Source organism: Chryseobacterium gleum (assembly GCF_900636535.1).
Taxonomy (GTDB): domain Bacteria; phylum Bacteroidota; class Bacteroidia; order Flavobacteriales; family Weeksellaceae; genus Chryseobacterium; species Chryseobacterium gleum.
The window spans coordinates 1-16237 of record NZ_LR134289.1; the positions used below are offsets into that span (position 1 = coordinate 1).

At 38.0% G+C, this 16237-nt stretch carries 16 protein-coding genes; 12 read left to right on the top strand and 4 right to left on the bottom strand.

The genetic code is table 11. The features are described from left to right. The 4 genes from dnaA (at position 1) to EL165_RS00020 (ending at position 3212) form a co-directional block, all read left to right on the top strand. Positions 1-1455 (top strand): chromosomal replication initiator protein DnaA, encoded by a 1455-nt coding sequence (gene dnaA / locus EL165_RS00005; RefSeq protein ID WP_002980474.1) that lies wholly within the window; start codon positions 1-3, stop codon positions 1453-1455. A gap of 98 nt (positions 1456-1553) precedes the next feature. Continuing rightward, entirely contained in the window at positions 1554-2003 is a 450-nt protein-coding gene (locus tag EL165_RS00010) for a low molecular weight protein-tyrosine-phosphatase (RefSeq protein WP_002980472.1), read from the top strand. 5 nt (positions 2004-2008) lie between these two features. After that, positions 2009-2509, top strand: coding sequence for a Cif family virulence factor (locus tag EL165_RS00015; RefSeq protein WP_002980470.1), 501 nt, complete (start codon positions 2009-2011; stop codon positions 2507-2509). Positions 2510-2513: 4 nt separating this feature from the next. Continuing rightward, positions 2514-3212 (top strand): SAM-dependent methyltransferase, encoded by a 699-nt coding sequence (locus EL165_RS00020; RefSeq protein WP_002980468.1) that lies wholly within the window; start codon positions 2514-2516, stop codon positions 3210-3212. A 172-nt stretch (positions 3213-3384) separates the two neighbouring features. Here EL165_RS00020 and EL165_RS00025 read toward each other — a convergent pair whose 3' ends face one another. After that, positions 3385-4266 carry a DUF4349 domain-containing protein gene (locus tag EL165_RS00025; protein ID WP_126358555.1) on the bottom strand — a complete coding sequence of 294 codons (882 nt, stop codon included), beginning with the start codon at positions 4264-4266 and terminating at the stop codon, positions 3385-3387. Positions 4267-4406: 140 nt separating this feature from the next. On the opposite strand from EL165_RS00025, the gene EL165_RS00030 reads away from it, so the two are divergent. Continuing rightward, positions 4407-5474 (top strand): DUF2891 domain-containing protein, encoded by a 1068-nt coding sequence (locus EL165_RS00030; RefSeq protein ID WP_002980464.1) that lies wholly within the window; start codon positions 4407-4409, stop codon positions 5472-5474. On the opposite strand, the gene EL165_RS00035 is transcribed toward EL165_RS00030, so the two are convergent. Further along, entirely contained in the window at positions 5471-5944 is a 474-nt protein-coding gene (locus EL165_RS00035; protein WP_002980462.1) for an Mpo1 family 2-hydroxy fatty acid dioxygenase, read from the bottom strand. The genes EL165_RS00030 and EL165_RS00035 overlap by 4 nt on opposite strands. Before the next feature lie 74 nt (positions 5945-6018). Here EL165_RS00035 and EL165_RS00040 point away from each other — a divergent pair, with 74 nt between their 5' ends. The 7 genes from EL165_RS00040 (at position 6019) to EL165_RS00065 (ending at position 15323) form a co-directional block, all read left to right on the top strand. Beyond that, positions 6019-6864, top strand: coding sequence for a helix-turn-helix domain-containing protein (locus EL165_RS00040; RefSeq protein WP_002980460.1), 846 nt, complete (start codon positions 6019-6021; stop codon positions 6862-6864). A gap of 89 nt (positions 6865-6953) precedes the next feature. After that, positions 6954-8264, top strand: a complete 1311-nt coding sequence (locus tag EL165_RS00045; RefSeq protein WP_002980458.1) for a TolC family protein — start codon at positions 6954-6956, stop codon at positions 8262-8264. A 22-nt stretch (positions 8265-8286) separates the two neighbouring features. Next, positions 8287-9390, top strand: coding sequence for an HlyD family secretion protein (locus EL165_RS00050; RefSeq protein ID WP_002980456.1), 1104 nt, complete (start codon positions 8287-8289; stop codon positions 9388-9390). A 108-nt stretch (positions 9391-9498) separates the two neighbouring features. Further along, on the top strand, positions 9499-9723 hold the full coding sequence (locus tag EL165_RS26125; protein ID WP_232529154.1) for a hypothetical protein: 225 nt from the start codon (positions 9499-9501) through the stop codon (positions 9721-9723). Beyond that, positions 9720-11090 (top strand): MFS transporter, encoded by a 1371-nt coding sequence (locus EL165_RS00055; protein WP_232529155.1) that lies wholly within the window; start codon positions 9720-9722, stop codon positions 11088-11090. The genes EL165_RS26125 and EL165_RS00055 overlap by 4 nt, the downstream gene beginning before the upstream one ends. Before the next feature lie 312 nt (positions 11091-11402). Continuing rightward, the gene (locus tag EL165_RS00060) at positions 11403-13613 is read left to right on the top strand and encodes a TonB-dependent receptor (RefSeq protein WP_002980452.1); all 2211 of its coding nucleotides are present in this window, start codon (positions 11403-11405) and stop codon (positions 13611-13613) included. A gap of 1005 nt (positions 13614-14618) precedes the next feature. Then, a complete protein-coding gene (locus tag EL165_RS00065; RefSeq protein WP_002980450.1) occupies positions 14619-15323 on the top strand; it encodes a class I SAM-dependent methyltransferase in 705 nt (234 codons plus the stop codon). 189 nt (positions 15324-15512) lie between these two features. Here the strand turns inward: EL165_RS00065 and EL165_RS25710 are convergent, their stop codons facing one another. Both EL165_RS25710 and EL165_RS00070 read right to left on the bottom strand, forming a co-directional pair. Next, positions 15513-15689 (bottom strand): hypothetical protein, encoded by a 177-nt coding sequence (locus tag EL165_RS25710; protein WP_164720321.1) that lies wholly within the window; start codon positions 15687-15689, stop codon positions 15513-15515. A gap of 11 nt (positions 15690-15700) precedes the next feature. Next, positions 15701-16177, bottom strand: a complete 477-nt coding sequence (locus tag EL165_RS00070; RefSeq protein ID WP_126358556.1) for a hypothetical protein — start codon at positions 16175-16177, stop codon at positions 15701-15703. Positions 16178-16237 lie beyond the last annotated feature (60 nt).

Here is a 16237-nt window from a genome sequence, read left to right on the forward strand (position 1 = left end):
ATGGATGACAATTTAATGATGATTTGGCAGAAATGCCTTCAGTTTATGCGCGATAACCTGAACGCTGCTGAAGACAATTCTGACCTTAAAAAACTTGAAAAATCTTTCGATATGCTATTCGATAAGGTTCAGCCGCTTTCATTGGTGGCCAACAACCTTACGTTGATCGTACCGAGCGATTTTTACAAGGAATATATAGAGGATAATTACCTGTCCCTGCTTTCTGCTGCCCTGAAGAAAAATATTGGAAAAGGAGTGAAATTATGGTATTCTGTGATGGAAAACAGGCCAAAAGGCGAAGAAAAGCCGGTTACCATGAACATCAAGGGACAAAGCGTTCCTACTCCGAAAACACAGGAAACAATGCCGCAGGGATTCTCTGCCAATATTGTAAACCCATTTGTGGTTCCTGGAATAAGAAAAGTAAATATAGATTCTAACCTGAAACCTGACTATTCATTCGATAGTTATGTAGAAGGAGAAAGCAATAAATTTGCAGCAACTGTAGCCAGATCGATTGCAAAAAGACCTGGAGCAACAGCATTTAACCCATTATTCCTATATGGAGGTTATGGAGTTGGAAAAACACACCTGGGACAGGCTGTTGGTCTTGAAGTAAAAAATCAGTTCCCTGATAAAGTTGTACTTTATTTATCATCTGAAAAGTTTATCCAGCAATTTATCTCTGCTGCCAAAGCACACAAACAGACTGAATTTGCGAATTTCTATCAGATGGTAGATGTACTGATTATTGATGATATCCAGTTCTTATCAGGAAAATCAGCTACGCAGGACAGCTTCTTCCATATTTTTGATCACCTGCATCAGAACGGAAAACAGATTATCCTTACTTCAGATAAGGCGCCTGCAGACATTATGGATATCCAAGACAGAATTGTTTCCCGTTTCAAATGGGGACTTTCTGCAGAAATCAAATCGCCGGACCTTTCTACAAGAAGACAGATCATTGAAGATAAACTAAGCAGAGACGGAATTGTTCTTCCGGGAGATATGCTGGACTTCCTTGCTGCCGAAGCCAAAACCAATGTAAGAGAACTGATTGGAGTAATTAACTCAGTGATCGCTTACTCTACAGTATATAAGAGAGACCTTAGTCTTGAATTGCTGAAAGAAACGATTAACAGAATTGCTGCCAACCAGAAAAAAGTCATCAATATTCCTTACATCCAGGAAGTGGTTTGTGATTATTTCGGAATTAAAAAAGAGCAGCTGCTTTCAAAAACAAGAAAAAGAGAGATCGCATTACCAAGACAGCTTGCGATGTATTTCTCAAAAGAATTCACCAATTCCACCTTTACTAAAATAGGTGAAGAAATGGGAGGAAAAGACCATTCTACAGTAATGTATGCTTGTGATACCATCAAAGACGTATCGAAAATTGATAAAGAAATCAAGAAATACGTAAAAGATCTTACTGAAAGAATCAAACAGTAAATAATCACTGAGCTTTAAAATAATTAAAATGAAGAATCGTTGTATTCTTCATTTTTTATTTAGTTTTGTCGTTAAAAGTCTTTTTTATAAATACTCATATGAAAATATTAATGGTTTGTCTGGGAAATATATGCAGAAGTCCGCTGGCAGAAGGAATTATGAAAACAAAAGTACCGGACAACTTTGTGGTAGACTCAGCAGGAACCATTTCATTGCACGAAGGAGAACATCCGGATAAAAGAGCCGTTAAAACTGCTGCCAACCATAATATTGATATCTCAAAACAGAAATCAAGACCTATCACCCGAAGAGATTTTGAAACATTTGATAAAATCTACTGCATGGATATTGATGTATTCGAGGACGTGGTTTCTAAAACCAAAAACGAAGAAGAACGCAAGAAAGTAGCGTTATTTTTAGAAGTATTGGGAGATCATGAAAATGCTGAGGTTCCGGATCCGTATTGGGGAGATATGAAAGATTTTGAGAATGTCTTCCAGCTTCTGGATAAGGGATGTGATGCCATTAAAAACCAAATACTAAAATAATAGCCATGAAAAAATTATTGCTGCTGCTTTTAGTAAGCTTTAATTTCTGTTTCGCCCAAACTAAAGATGAAACAGAGATCCGTAAAGTAATGGACGATTTTATGGGATGCATTAAGTCCCGTGATGAAGCCAGATATCTTTCTTTGTTTCAGGAACCTGTACTCTGGACCGGGATTTATAAAGACAGAACACAGGCAAAACGTCTTGAGAAAAATCCTAAGGCGGCTTACTACTTTGCCGATGATTATAAAGCTTTTATCAAAAGCTTTAAAGATGATAAATCTGAAGAAAAATTCGACAATATTAAGATCATAGAAGATGGGTCAATTGCCTCTGCCAATTTTGATTACAGCTTCTGGTACGACGGTAAAATGGAAAACTGGGGAAAAGAGATCTGGACACTGATGAAAATCAATGGAGCTTGGAAAATTACCTCTGTTACATTCTCCATGGATCTTACAAAATATTTCCCACAACCCTCATTAAACGAAAGAACTAAAAAATAATACAATGCTTTTCTTACTTCCTGCTTACTTATCAGAAAATACTTCTATCAACCACTTTTCACCTGTTTTGAAGGATTATATCATGCAAACGGATTATTTCTTCGTGGAAAATGAAAAAACAGCGAGAAAGGTTGTTAAATTTTTTGCTCCCGAAAAAAAGCAGGCCGATCTGAAGTTATTTCTGTTAGATAAATACACAGAGAATGTAGATATTAAAGAAGCTCAGGAGCTGATGCTGAAAGGGCAGGACTTCGGATTGTTATCAGAAGCCGGCTTACCTTGTATTGCTGATCCCGGAAATCTGATCGTTAAATGGTGTCATGAGAAAAATATCAGGGTGATTCCTGTTTCGGGGCCGTCATCTATTATTCTGGCGCTGATTTCCAGTGGATTCAACGGGCAGGAGTTCACTTTCCATGGCTATCTTCCTATTGATAAAGGAGAGAAAAAGAAACAGATCCTGCATCTGGAAAATCTTGTCCAGAAAACAGGATACTCACAGATTTTCATGGAAACGCCTTACCGTAACAATCAGCTCTTTGAAGATTTGTGTAAATTTTTGTCACCGAATACAAAACTGTGCATTGCTGCCAATATTAATGATCCGGAACATGAATTCATTAAAACAAAATCAATAAAAGACTGGCAGAAGCAAAAGCCGGAACTTCATAAAATCCCTGCAGTATTTGTGCTGGGGAAATAATATTTAAGGTAAAATAGCAATTATTTCTTACCCTTTTTGCTCAAAAAGATTTAACAATTCTTAACCTGTTTATTGCATTATTCTTGATTTTTAATCAAACACTGAAAACAGAATAAATTATTGACAATGCAGTAAAAATCCGGGCATCTTAGATGCCCGGATTTTTAATAAATTAATTTTGACTCTTTTTCTTTGACTTCCATTTTCTCCAAAAGAAAACTACAATAGGAATGGTCAGAAAGAAAGGCCATAGTGAAACCATTCCCAGCAGGAAGCTTACAAAACTGTTCCAGCCTTCGGTCAGTGAATCAATAAACCGGCTTCCAAAGCCAATTTTAGAGGTGGCTGAACTTCTCACTTTTTCTTTATACAGGTTTAAATTCAGGGTACTGTAATTCACCCTGTCATCAATAAAACGAAGCCTGCCTTCAGCGATGTCAATTTCATCTTCCAGTTCCCGGATTTTTTCCTGTATTTCCAGCATATCTTTTGTTGTGGAAGCCTTTTTAAGCATATCCCGATATTTTTCAAGATATATCTTTTTGTTGGCCAGCTTTATGGCTACATCGGTATATTCCTCGGTCACATCATCAGATGAAACATTTTTAGACAAAACAGATCCAACGCCATCTGAAAATGAATTGATAAGGGCATCAAAATTTTTATGAGGTACACGGATAGTCAGCGTAAGATTATCATCCATATCCGTATTATGGAATTCTTCTTTCTGGATATAGGCATTATTTTTCCTGATGATTTCATTGACCTGATTTTGCGCTTTTTTAATATCACCCACCTGAATCTTCATATCTCCGTTTTTGATGATTTTTTTGGAAATAGTATCGGTTTTCTTGTGGGTATAGCTTTCTGTGCCGGATTCATTTTTATCGGATACCGTTTTCTCAGAAATAACAGGAGCCGGAGAAGATAATGCTGTAATTTTCTCTTCAGAGACAACTTCCATCAAATCAGCTTTCGCTTCATATTTATCATTGCCGGATTTACTGCAGTTGATAAGCAGAATGCCGGATAAAAGAAGAATAATGTTTTTCATAGACTTAGTTTCTGATGATATCATCAAAAATTGTGCTTAAAAATTGTTTCATATTGCATATTGGTCGGAATTCAGAATAAAAGCTTTCAAAACCGATTGGAAAAATTGCTGAAACTGTAAATTATTTCTATTTTTAATTCATGAAAAAAAGTCTTTTAGCATTTGTGTTTTCTCCATTTCTGATGTATGCCCAGGAGGCTCCGAAACTCACAGACGAAATGGCAATGAAGCTTTCCGATAAACCTCTTCACTGCATCAATCAGGAATATCCTAATAAAACGGCACATATTATCAATAATGCAGGTGAAGTTCCTTTGACACCTAAAGATCTCCATCCCAGCTTTTATGGATGTTTCGACTGGCATAGCTCCGTTCACGGACATTGGATGCTGACAAGACTTTTGAAAACAAAACCCAATCTTTCCAATGCTCAGGAGATTGAAAAAATTCTGAATGAATCATTTCAGAAAGATAAACTACAGATAGAGGCGGACTATTTTACAAAATATCAGCTGACAGGGACTTTTGAGAGAACTTACGGCTGGGCATGGATATTAAAACTGGATGAAGAACTCACCAACTGGGATCATCCGAAAGCTAAAATATGGCATCAGAATCTGAAACCATTAACAGATCAGATCCTTAAATCCTGGAAAACGTATCTTCCAAAACAAACCTATCCCAACAGAACCGGAGTGCATCCGAATACTGCATTTGCTATGGCTTTTGCTATAGATTGGGCAAGAGCCAATAAAGATAAAGAATTCGAAAATCAGCTGATGGAAAAAGCGAAATACTTTTTCTTAAAAGATCAGAAAACACCCGCTTATCTCGAGCCGGACGGCTCAGATTTCTTTTCTCCAAGCCTTGAGATTGCAGACCTGATGCGGAGAGTGCTTCCTCAAAAAGAATTTGTACAGTGGCTGAATGCTTTCTACGAAAAAAGAAGTCTGGAGAATATTGAAAAAATTCCTGTTGTAAGTGACCTGAGTGATTACCAAACGGTTCACCTGGTGGGATTGTCCTTTTCCAAAGCATGGTGTATGAAAGGAGTTTCAAATGCCCTTCCTGCCAGTCATCCGCTGAAAAAAAGTTTCAGGGAGAAGGCCGATGTATTTCTGGCTAACGGTTTGCCGCTGCTTTTCCAGGGAAATTACGGGGGAGACCATTGGCTGGCCAGTTTTGCGGTTTATGCTTTGGAAGATTAATATCTGATTCCTGTTTTTTTGAAAATAAATCCTAAAAGCCAGATCGGTCCTATCAGCAAAAACTGAAGGTCTTTGAGAAAAGAAGGTTTTTGCCCTTCAATTTTGTGACCTATCCATTGGAAAATCCAGGTAATGATGAATACGGACAGATAAACTATCCAGGATTGCTTTTCAAAACTTATGTTGGTAAGATAAATGAAATGCTCCATAAAAAGCATTACAGCAAGCATTACTACCGTGATCTTAAAAGAAAGCCTGATATAAAATAAAGTGATCAGAAGAATCACGATAAGGCTTACAATGCTGATACATCCGAAATAAGGAGCACAGAAATGGGGTGCGGGAATCAAGGAGGTAAATCCCAGAATCGTCCAGAAAATCAGAGGTACACAAATCCAGTGAATGAACTTGTTTGTAGGGTTTCTATGGCTTTTACTGTATTCGGCAAATAATAGATCAACCTTTCTCATACTGACAGAAAATTGGATTGATGCTAAAATAATAAAATTTTGTAATCACTGGTAAGATTGCTTACATTTGTCCTATGTCTGCCTTAGAAAAGTTCGGAGTTGATATTTTTACGGAACGTAATATTTTCGAGCGAATAGCCGTTGGTAAGCCTTTTCGTCCTGATAATCCTGCTTTTATCTTTATTAAATCCGGAACCATAAAACTCCGTCAGCATTTCAGTGATCTGGAAGTTTCTGCCAATATGTTTATGGTAACCGATCCCCAAACCATTTATGAAGTGGTAGGAGTGACGGGTGATTTTCAGTCAAGGATGGTTTCTTATAAAAGAGAATTTATTTCAGCATTATCATTAAAGTTTAACCGCCTGATTACCTATCGGTATTTCAGACAGCAGATGAATAAAGGAGTTCCTTTTCCTGAAGACGAAATGGAAGTAGTATGGAAAAGTGTTAACTTTCTGAAGTATATACTGGATTCTGATACCGATATGCTCTATAAGAAAGAGATGGTAGAACATCTTTTCTCTGTTTTCTGCTATCAGATGGCAGGAATCATCTCCAAAGAAGACAACAGTTCTATGAATCAGATGTCCAGACAGGAAGAAATTGTATTTGTATTTCTTACCGATCTTGCTGAGCATCATCTTACAGAAAGAACCGTTGAGTTTTATGCCGAAAGGCAGTCAATTACAACCAGACATCTTTCTTCTGTGGTAAAGACCATTACAGGTAAATCTGCAAGTCAGATCATTGCTTTAATTGTCATTAATGAGGCTAAAGTTCTCTTAAACTCTTCCAATAAACCGGTTTCGGAGATTTCATCTATCCTTGGATTCAGTGATCAATACTCATTTTCTCACTTTTTTAAGAAGCATCTGGAAGTAAGTCCTACACAGTACAGACATCAGTTCGAAAATTAAAATCTTACATTTGAACATCTTTTTCCAAAAATCAAACATTTGATTGATTTTGTTGTTGACCTAACTTTGCATCTGTAAAACAAGGTAAAATGACAAAGAAAATAAAAACAGCACTATCGCTCTTGATAGCAGCTTTTCCTGCGCTGTTTTTTTCACAACAGATTAAACAGATGACCGCAGGTGAGGTAGCGGAACTTGCTGTTCAGAATCATCAGCAGCTCAAGGTTTCCGCACAGAACATTGATATTGCCAAACAGAACACCAATGTTGCAAAACTTCAGAAACTGCCCTCAATTACAGCTTCTACAAGTCAGTTCTACTTAGGGGATGCAGTAGCCATTGATAAGGACTTTTCGAATTCTACAAACGTTCCGATGCCGCATTATGGAAGTTCTTATGCAGTTCAGGCAACACAGCTGATCTTCAAAGGGGGCTTGGTGAATAAGTCTATTGAAATGGCAGGACTTCGTGAGCAACTTTCCGAACTTGATCTGGAAAAAAACAAACAGGATGTTAAATTTCTGGTGATTTCCAATTATCTGGATGTCTATAAAATCCAGAACCAGGAAGAAGTGTTTCAGAATAATAAAAAACTGGCTCAGGAGCGTCTTAAAAATATCCAGAAATTCTATCAGCAGGGCATGGTGACCAGAAACGAAGTAATCCGTGGAGAGCTGGCCATCAAAAACCTTGATCAGGGGATTCTGACCCTTTCTAACAATAAGAAAATTCTTAATTACAATTTAAATATTGCTTTGGGACTGCCTTCAGACACAGAAATCATTCCCACAGAAAACTTAGAGAACAAAGAATCCGGAATAGGCATGGATTATTATATGAACCTTGCCCATGACAGTAACCCTTTGCTGAAATCGGCTCAAAAAAATATTGCGGTGGCAGATAAGAATATCGAGATTATAAAAACGGATAATGCTCCTACCGTTGCAGGATTTGGAGGATATACACTGCAAAGACCGATCACAACTAGAAATCCTGTTCTGGATATGTATTCGGGAGGCTGGCAGACAGGAGTTTCTTTAAGCTATAATATAGATGCACTGTATAAAACGAAAGAAAAAGTAAAATTAGGTGAGCTGCAAAAGAACCAGGCGAATGATGCAATGACTCTGGTACAGCAGAATGTGGATATGGGAGTGAATGCAGCTTATACCAAATATCAGGAAGCGATACAACAGGCCGATATCCTGAATGATGCTAAAAGCCTGGCGGAAGAAAACTACAAGATTACAGAAGCCAAATATCTGAATCAGCTGGCTGTACAGGCAGAAATGATTGATGCCCAGAACCAGAAACTGCAGTCAGAGCTTGATTATGCCAATGCAGAAATCAATGTTCTGTATCAGTATTACAATCTTTTGAAATCTACAGGAACTCTTTAATTTAAAACTGAAAATCAACACAATGGAAAACAAGGAACAAACTACTCAAAATACTACACCAACTCCTGCGGAGAATAAAAAAAAGAAAAATAAAACCAATAAAATCAGAGCCATCATTTCCAATATCATCGTTTTTCTGGTGATCGGTTTCGGACTATTCTGGTTAATTCGTGAATATTTCCATATCGGAAACAAAACTTATACGGAAGCGGCGCAGGTAGAGGAATTTATTAATCCTATCAATACAAGGGTTTCGGCCTACATCAAAGAAATTAAGTTCATTGAACATCAGCATGTAAAAAAAGGAGATACACTGGTGATACTGGATGACCGTGAAATCCTTACTCAATTGGGGCAGGCAGAAGCAGCTTATCAGAATGCGATGGCACAAAAAACAGCAACAAGTTCTTCTGTCAATACGGTTTCCAACAATATCAACGTCATGCAGTCTAATATTGCAGGGGCAAAAGCAAGATTATGGAATGCAGAACAGAATTTAAACCGATATAAAAATCTTCTTGCTGCTGAAGCTGTTACCAGACAGCAGTATGATCAGGTAAAAACAGAGTATGATGCACAAAAAGCTGCTTATGAGACTTTAGTCAATCAAAAACAATCTGCCAATCTCTCTACTACTGAAGTGAAAAGCAGGCTTGGAATTAATGATGCGGAGATTAAAAGAACGAAATCAGCTCTGGATATGGCGAAAATTAATCTTTCATATACTGTGATTACCGCACCTTATGATGGAGTAATGGGAAGGAGAACGATTTCTGAAGGACAATTAATCCAGCCTGGGCAACAGGTGGCAACAATCGTTCTGAATGGTCAGAAATGGGTAACAGCCAACTTCCTGGAAAGCCAGATGCCGAATATCAGAATCGGTGAGAAAATTTCCATGACAGCAGATGCTTTAGGCGGAAAAAAATTCGAAGGCGTAGTAACAGCTGTTTCTGCTGCTACCGGGTCACGATATTCAAGTGTGCCTACAGATAATTCTACCGGAAACTTTATTAAAGTACAGCAGAGAATACCTGTAAGAATAGAGTTTACAGCTTCCAATAAAAAAGAAGATCTGGATAAACTGAGCGCCGGAATGAATATGAATGTGAATATCGGTCAGTAATTAAAAGATTTAATCATTGAAAGATTAAAAGATTGGAAATACAGAAACTAAGCTGAAAACTTTCAGCCACTAACTTCTAGTTTCTAACCTCTAACTTCTAAATTCATCATGTACAACAAAGGATTATATAGTGACTGGGTGCCGAAACCCGTACAGCTTCTGCTGATTGTATTACTGCTTGCCGTGGTAATGCCTATTGGTGGAGTATATACCGGGAATATCAGTTCTCTGGTAAGCGGTACCGGTGCCATGACAGAATATTTTATGTGGGCAAACTACGCTACAACCATCGGGATGGGGCCTGTATGCCTGTTGTTCTCAGAATCAAAATGAGATTCAAAGTAAGAGACAAGATGGTTTTGCTTCTGGTGCTTTTAGGACTGCTCAGTTATGTGAACGGGACTACCTTACAACCTATGATCTTCATATTTACTTCTTTAATGATAGGCTTTATGAAGATGATGGTCACCATAGAGCTGTTTCTTCCATTAATGGTGATGATTGGGAACCGTGGTGTATTTTATGGCGCTTTCTATACATTTGTACTTGTCATGAATCAAGTGGCTACGTACTATGCTGCAGAGTTCGCTCTTCTTTATAACTGGCAGCAGTTTTACCTGTTCACGGCAGTTTTATGTTTTATTTTAGCTTTGATACACTGGATTTTTATGCATAACAAATATTTTGCGTTAAAAGTTCCCCTTCATTATATCGATTGGTTAAGTATTTTGCTTTTCATTTCAACTTTTATGTTTTCGGCTTATGTTTATTCATTTGGAAGACAGCAGGATTGGTTCAATTCGAAGAATATTATCAATGCAAGTATAGCTGCTTTTGTAAGTTTTGCACTTCTTTCCATCCGTCAGCTAACCTTAAAACGGCCATATCTCTCATTCAAAATTTTTACAAAGAATAATGTGCAGCACGGATTATTTATGCTTTTTTGGCTGGGAATGTTTTTAGGAACTGCTTCTATTCAGAATACTTTTGCGGTGGGCGTATTGGGGTATGATCAATTAACCAATACCAGGTTGAGTTTATTGATGATTCCCGGAATTATCCTCGCCGGAGTTCTGGCAATTTTCTGGTTCAAAAAAGAAAAACCATTGAAAATGTATATTTTTTCCGGTTTCGCAGCTATGGTTGGATATGCTATTATCATGTATTTTTCTATGGTGCTGGAGTTTAGTTATGACAACTGGTACCTGCCGATGTTCTTAAAAGGCTACGGAATGTGTTCACTGTTTATTTCCGTATGGTTTTATACGCTGGATAAGCTTGAAATGGACGAAATGCTGGCAGCTATCGGGCTTGTATTGGTTTGGAGAACTTTCCTTGCTGTAGGAATCTTCTCAACCCTGTACTCTTGGTTTCAGTACCGTTTTCAGGTAACCGCAATTGGAGATCTTGCTGTTTATATGGACGGAATGACGTTTACTCCTCAGAATGTAGCCGCCAATATGAAAGCCATTCAGCTTAATGCTATTATCATAGCTACCAAAAAGATATTCGGTTATATTATTTTGGTAGGATTTGGAGTCTTGATTTATGTTGCTACCCATCATTTTGGCGCAAAACGTTTCCAGTATTTCAGATTTGTGAGAGTACTTGGCGGTAAGTCTGTTATCGCAAGAAGGAGACTTCGTGAAAGAAAAAAATTATTGGAAGAAATAAAAGATGCAGCTGGCCCTGCAGTATAAAAGATAACCTTGTTTTTCACAGTAAAATCCTGGTCCTTCGTTGGGCTGGGATTTTACAATTTTAGTAGGGAAGCTGGAGGCTGGAAGAGGGAAGCGATAAAAGACGGTTTATAGCTTTTGTTGGGTTTAAAATCATTATCTCAAAAGAAGTTAGTGTAACTTTTATGGATTACAGCGCATCAATAACTTCCAGATCCCTTCTTCCAGCTTCCATTTTTTTACCAAAAAGGTAAAAAATTTCATGTTTGGTTATTTTTATTCTTTCTAAATAAGAATTATATTTGCGGCATTATAAAACGTTGAATAGAAAGAATGAAAAAGCAGTACGCGTTCATAGGTCTTTTAGTTTCGGGAGTGATGTTTTCCCAGACCGTTAAAGATTCTATTGCCTCTAAAGATATTGAAGATGTGGTGATCGTAGCCTCCAGAAAACCTACAAAAATCTCTGAAGTTCCGGGAACGGTTTGGGTAGTACAGAAAGAAAAGATCCGGGAGCAGGCGAAAAGTGGAGTTCCTATCAAAGAAATGTTGTCAATCCTGATTCCTTCTATGGATATCGGTCCACAAGGAAGAACCAACTACGGACAGAATATGAGAGGGCGCTCTGCACTGGTAATGATCGACGGAGTTTCTCTGAACAGTATCCGTGCCATAAGCCGTCAGCTGGACGCGATTGATCCTTTTAATATTGAAAGAATTGAAGTGCTTTCAGGGGCAAGTTCAATCTATGGAGGTAATGCTACCGGCGGAATCATCAATATTATCACAAAGACACCTTCCAAAAAAGGGATCAGCGGAGAGACAGAACTGGGAGTGCGTACAGGATTTATGGGGAAAGATGACCACGATTTCCGTGCCGCTCAGTCTATTGCTGCAAAAGGAGATAAGTTCTTCGGAAGACTGGGAATAGCTTATCAGCAGAATGGAGGGGTATATGGTGCAGATCAGAAACAGCTTTTTACCGATATTACCCAGACAGACCTTCAGTATAACCAGTCGGTTGATATCCTGGCAACAGGCGGTTATCAGTTTAACAATAAGCATAAAATAACAGCCTCTGTTCAGTATTACAATTCTAAATTTAATGGAGACAGAAGTTTATATTTAGGTGAAAACTTAAGTGCTTTCACTACAAAAAATCCTTCTTTACTGGAAATGAGAGATGGCTTCTCATCCGATAAAAATGTAGGAACAGAACGTTATATGGCAACCGTAGCATATAACGGAAACGGAATTTTAGGCGGACAGGACCTATATGTACAGCTGGCAACCCGCGGCGAAAAATTAGGATTTTATCCATTCCCGGGAAATGTTACCTTACAGACAGGGAAAATACCATACATGTCCTCATCCCAGCAGGATACTTATTATTCCGGGATTAAAGCTTTATTATCAAAATCATGGCGCGGACTGAACGTTACGTATGGAGCAGATTTTGATTTTGAAAAATTTGAAGGAACTCAATCTGTTTATGACATTGCAAAGACAATGTCCAGCGGAGGTTTAATCAATGAAACAAAATACAGCCTTGGCAGATACCCAACCAACCATTCACAAAGTTACGCAGGATATGTTCAGGCAAAATATAACATTCTTCCAAAACTGCAGTTGAATGCAGGAATCCGTTATCAGCATATCAACGTAAAAATGGACGATTTTGTTGGTTCAGAACAGCAAACACAGGTTGCCATGGGCTATGGAAGTTCAGCATCTGTAATTCCTGGTGGTGAAAGTTCTTATAATGTAACATTGGCCAATGCCGGATTGTTATACAAATTTAATGAGCAGCATCAGGTTTGGGGAACCTTTTCCCAGGGAGCAAGTTTAGCAGATCCCGCCAAGTTTTACGGAATCGGTCAGTATAAGCTTGTAGGAACAAACTGGGATGTCGTATCCAGTATCAATGTGAAAGAACAACCTTTACAGGCAATCAAAACCAATCAGTTTGAGGTAGGATATCGTGTCAACAGAGGCGGTCTAAGAGCTCAAATTGCCGGTTTCCTGAGCAATTCTGATAAAACTGTTGCTGTAGATAAAAAGACGTTCCAGATTCTTGTGAATGATCTGAAATTAAGGAATATAGGAATTGAAGCTGAGGTTTCTTATTCTTTAAGCAATGGTGTTTATTTCGGGGCCAGCGGACTTTTGATCAAATCTGAAGTAGACAACAAAGGAGAATGGCAGAAGCAGGAGATTTATAATGCTTCTCCTTCCAAACTGGTAACCTATATCGGGTATAAAATTCAAAACTGGTCATTCAGATTCCAGTCGTTACAGAATTTCAAGCAGAAAGACGAGCTTAATAATGTGGTGGAAGGCTATAATACTTCAGATCTGATGATGGGATACCGTTTCAACTGGGGAAAATTCAACTTAGGAATTCAGAACCTGTTTAATACCGATTATCAGACGATCTGGAGCAAGCGTTCCCAGGTTTTATATGCCACTTACGGACTTCCGGAACTGTTTAATTATAAGGGAAGAGGAAGAACATTCAACCTGTCTTATACTTTTGAGTTTTAAGAAATGATCAGGATTTAAAATACCCTGATCTGAAAACATATTATATTTCAAATCCGGTTTCTGGGCTTGATCGGAAACCGGATTTGAATTAAAAATCAGTTATGGATAAATTTCAACTAGTTAGTAATCAATAATATAACGTAAGTTTCTTTTAACGCTGAGAACGCAAACTTTTAATCCGGCCTGAAAATAATTTCGTTCGCAAAGGCATTTCATTTAGCTAAGATATTTACTGTTTCATTGCTGAGTGAAACGCCTTAGCGAACTTAAAGAGTGCGCGGTCTCAAAAGAAATTGCGATCTATTGCGTTATAATAATGTGCCCAAATGCTATCATGAAAATTCTTTTAACGCTGGGACCGCAAAGTTTTTTAATCCGACTTAAAAGTAATTTCGTTCGCGAAGGCATTTCATTTAGCTAAGATATTATTGTTTGATTGCTGAGTGAAACGCCTTAGCGAACTTAAAGAGTACGCAGTCTCAAAAAAAATTGCGATCTATTGCGTTATAATAATGTGCCCAAATGCTATCATGAAAATTCTTTTAACGCTGGGACCGCAAAGTTTTTTAATCCGACCTGAAAGTAATTTTGTTCGCGAAGGTATTTCATTTAGCTAAGATATTATTGTTTCATTGCTGAGTGAAACGCCTTAGCGAACTTAAAGAGTGCGCGGTCTCAAAAGAAATTGTGATCTATTGTGTTATAATAATGTGCCCAAATGCTATCATGAAAATTCTTTTAACGCTGGGACCGCAAAGTTTTTTAATCCGACCTGAAAGTAATTTTGTTCGCGAAGGCATTTCATTTAGCTAAGATATTATTGTTTCATTGCTGAGTGAAACGCCTTCGCGAACTTAAAGAGTACGCGGTCTCAAAAGAAATTGCGATCTATTGCGTTATAATAATGGAACTAACCGCTTTAATGAAAAACAATAAGAGCTTGTAACTCAAAAACCTGAATCACAAACTTTGAACTTTGCATCCCGAAGACCTATCTTTGCACGTATGAAAGATTTAATGGGCAGAGCGATCTGGGATTATTATCATAATGAAAATCCTGAAGATCTGCAGACTGAAACGTCAATTTCCGAGCTGGATGAGCTTCCGGTGGATTACTTATTCAGAGATTTTGAAGACATGAATGATATAGAGCAGAAAGCACTGCAGTTATCCGAAGGAAAGGTTCTGGATATTGGTGCAGGGGCTGGTTCTCATTCGTTATACCTTCAGAATGAAAAAAATCTTGATGTGACTGCATTGGATATTTCACCCAAATCTGTTGAGGTTTGTAAGTTGAGGGGAATTAAAAAAGCGGTTTGTGAAAATATGCTTGATTTTTCCGGTGAAACATTTGATACGATCTTATTGCTGATGAACGGTACCGGAGTTTTTGAAAGCCTGGCAAAAATTGATACCTATTTTCAGAAGCTGCATACCTTATTGAATGATAAAGGACAGATCCTGATCGACAGTACAGATATTCTTTATATGTTCGATCGTGATAAGGATGGTGGAGTATACATTCCTGCAGGCGGATATTATGGAGAACTGGATTATGTGGTGCATTATAAAGGAGAATCTGAAGAACCGATTACCTGGCTGTATCTTGACTTTAATACTTTGAAGAACGCTGCCACAAATAATGGTTTTAAAATAGAAAGAGTTTTGAAGGATGAAGATTCCTACCTGGCAAAGCTCACCAAGAAATAATTACGACAACAAGTCATTGCGAGCTGAAAGCGAAGCAATCTCATGAATTTATAAATGGTCATTCTGTACACCGGAATGACTTTTTTTTGTACTATTTCCAGCCCCGATAGAAACGGTTACCCCACAGCATGCAGTTGGCTCTTTGCCAGGGGCGAGGAGTAAAAGTGGATAGCGGGAATCAGCTCCTTATTATTGTCTGAATATATTGATAACCCTTGCCAGCGGATAAAATGAAAACCACTCCTGAAAATAAAAATAGATCAGAACAGCAGTTCCGGCACATAAAATCACAGGGAAAATATAAGATTCTGCGCGGTAAGGAAGCTTTTTCGGAGTTGCTAAAACACTGATGATAAGTAAGCTCAAAGCTCCTGCTGCTATGACCCCAATTTCGGGACTGTATCTGGAAGTGGTACCAAAATTAAAATGAGAAACCAGAACGTACTTCTGAAATATAAAAAAAAGGAAGCCAAATACCACCGTAAGAAACGCAGGAAAGTATTTTTGAGTCTGATTAAATTAAGTGCGAGCAGAATAGCTCCGGGAATCGTACTGAAGAGAACACTGCTGACAAAAATAGTCATTCGTGCATAAAGCCTGATAGCATCCGGATCTTCTGTAATATGATCTTTCCAGGTTTCTACCTCTTCTGAACGTTTTGCTTCCTCTTCTTCTTTTTTATGCTGAATCAATTGCTGAACGGCTGTTTTTTCCATCTCGCTGAAAACACGGCCTCTTTCTTCCATAATTTCAAAAGCGGTCTGAACAGCTTCCGGAACAAAGCGATTGCCTTCTTTTAGATATCCCTCCAATTCCTGGTTGGAAAGCTTTCTTAAAACACTTTTATTGACCATAAGTATTATTTAAAAGAAAGGCTGCTTCTAGTGAAACAGCCTGTTATCTTTATAAGGATT

Coding starts and splice junctions, on each gene's coding strand:
- dnaA (WP_002980474.1), top strand. CDS start 1: ATGGATGACAATTTAATGATGATTTGGCAGAAATGCCTTCAGTTTATG.
- EL165_RS00010 (WP_002980472.1), top strand. CDS start 1,554: ATGAAAATATTAATGGTTTGTCTGGGAAATATATGCAGAAGTCCGCTG.
- EL165_RS00015 (WP_002980470.1), top strand. CDS start 2,009: ATGAAAAAATTATTGCTGCTGCTTTTAGTAAGCTTTAATTTCTGTTTC.
- EL165_RS00020 (WP_002980468.1), top strand. CDS start 2,514: ATGCTTTTCTTACTTCCTGCTTACTTATCAGAAAATACTTCTATCAAC.
- EL165_RS00025 (WP_126358555.1), bottom strand. CDS start 4,266: ATGAAAAACATTATTCTTCTTTTATCCGGCATTCTGCTTATCAACTGC.
- EL165_RS00030 (WP_002980464.1), top strand. CDS start 4,407: ATGAAAAAAAGTCTTTTAGCATTTGTGTTTTCTCCATTTCTGATGTAT.
- EL165_RS00035 (WP_002980462.1), bottom strand. CDS start 5,944: ATGAGAAAGGTTGATCTATTATTTGCCGAATACAGTAAAAGCCATAGA.
- EL165_RS00040 (WP_002980460.1), top strand. CDS start 6,019: ATGTCTGCCTTAGAAAAGTTCGGAGTTGATATTTTTACGGAACGTAAT.
- EL165_RS00045 (WP_002980458.1), top strand. CDS start 6,954: ATGACAAAGAAAATAAAAACAGCACTATCGCTCTTGATAGCAGCTTTT.
- EL165_RS00050 (WP_002980456.1), top strand. CDS start 8,287: ATGGAAAACAAGGAACAAACTACTCAAAATACTACACCAACTCCTGCG.
- EL165_RS26125 (WP_232529154.1), top strand. CDS start 9,499: ATGTACAACAAAGGATTATATAGTGACTGGGTGCCGAAACCCGTACAG.
- EL165_RS00055 (WP_232529155.1), top strand. CDS start 9,720: ATGAGATTCAAAGTAAGAGACAAGATGGTTTTGCTTCTGGTGCTTTTA.
- EL165_RS00060 (WP_002980452.1), top strand. CDS start 11,403: ATGAAAAAGCAGTACGCGTTCATAGGTCTTTTAGTTTCGGGAGTGATG.
- EL165_RS00065 (WP_002980450.1), top strand. CDS start 14,619: ATGAAAGATTTAATGGGCAGAGCGATCTGGGATTATTATCATAATGAA.
- EL165_RS00070 (WP_126358556.1), bottom strand. CDS start 16,177: ATGGTCAATAAAAGTGTTTTAAGAAAGCTTTCCAACCAGGAATTGGAG.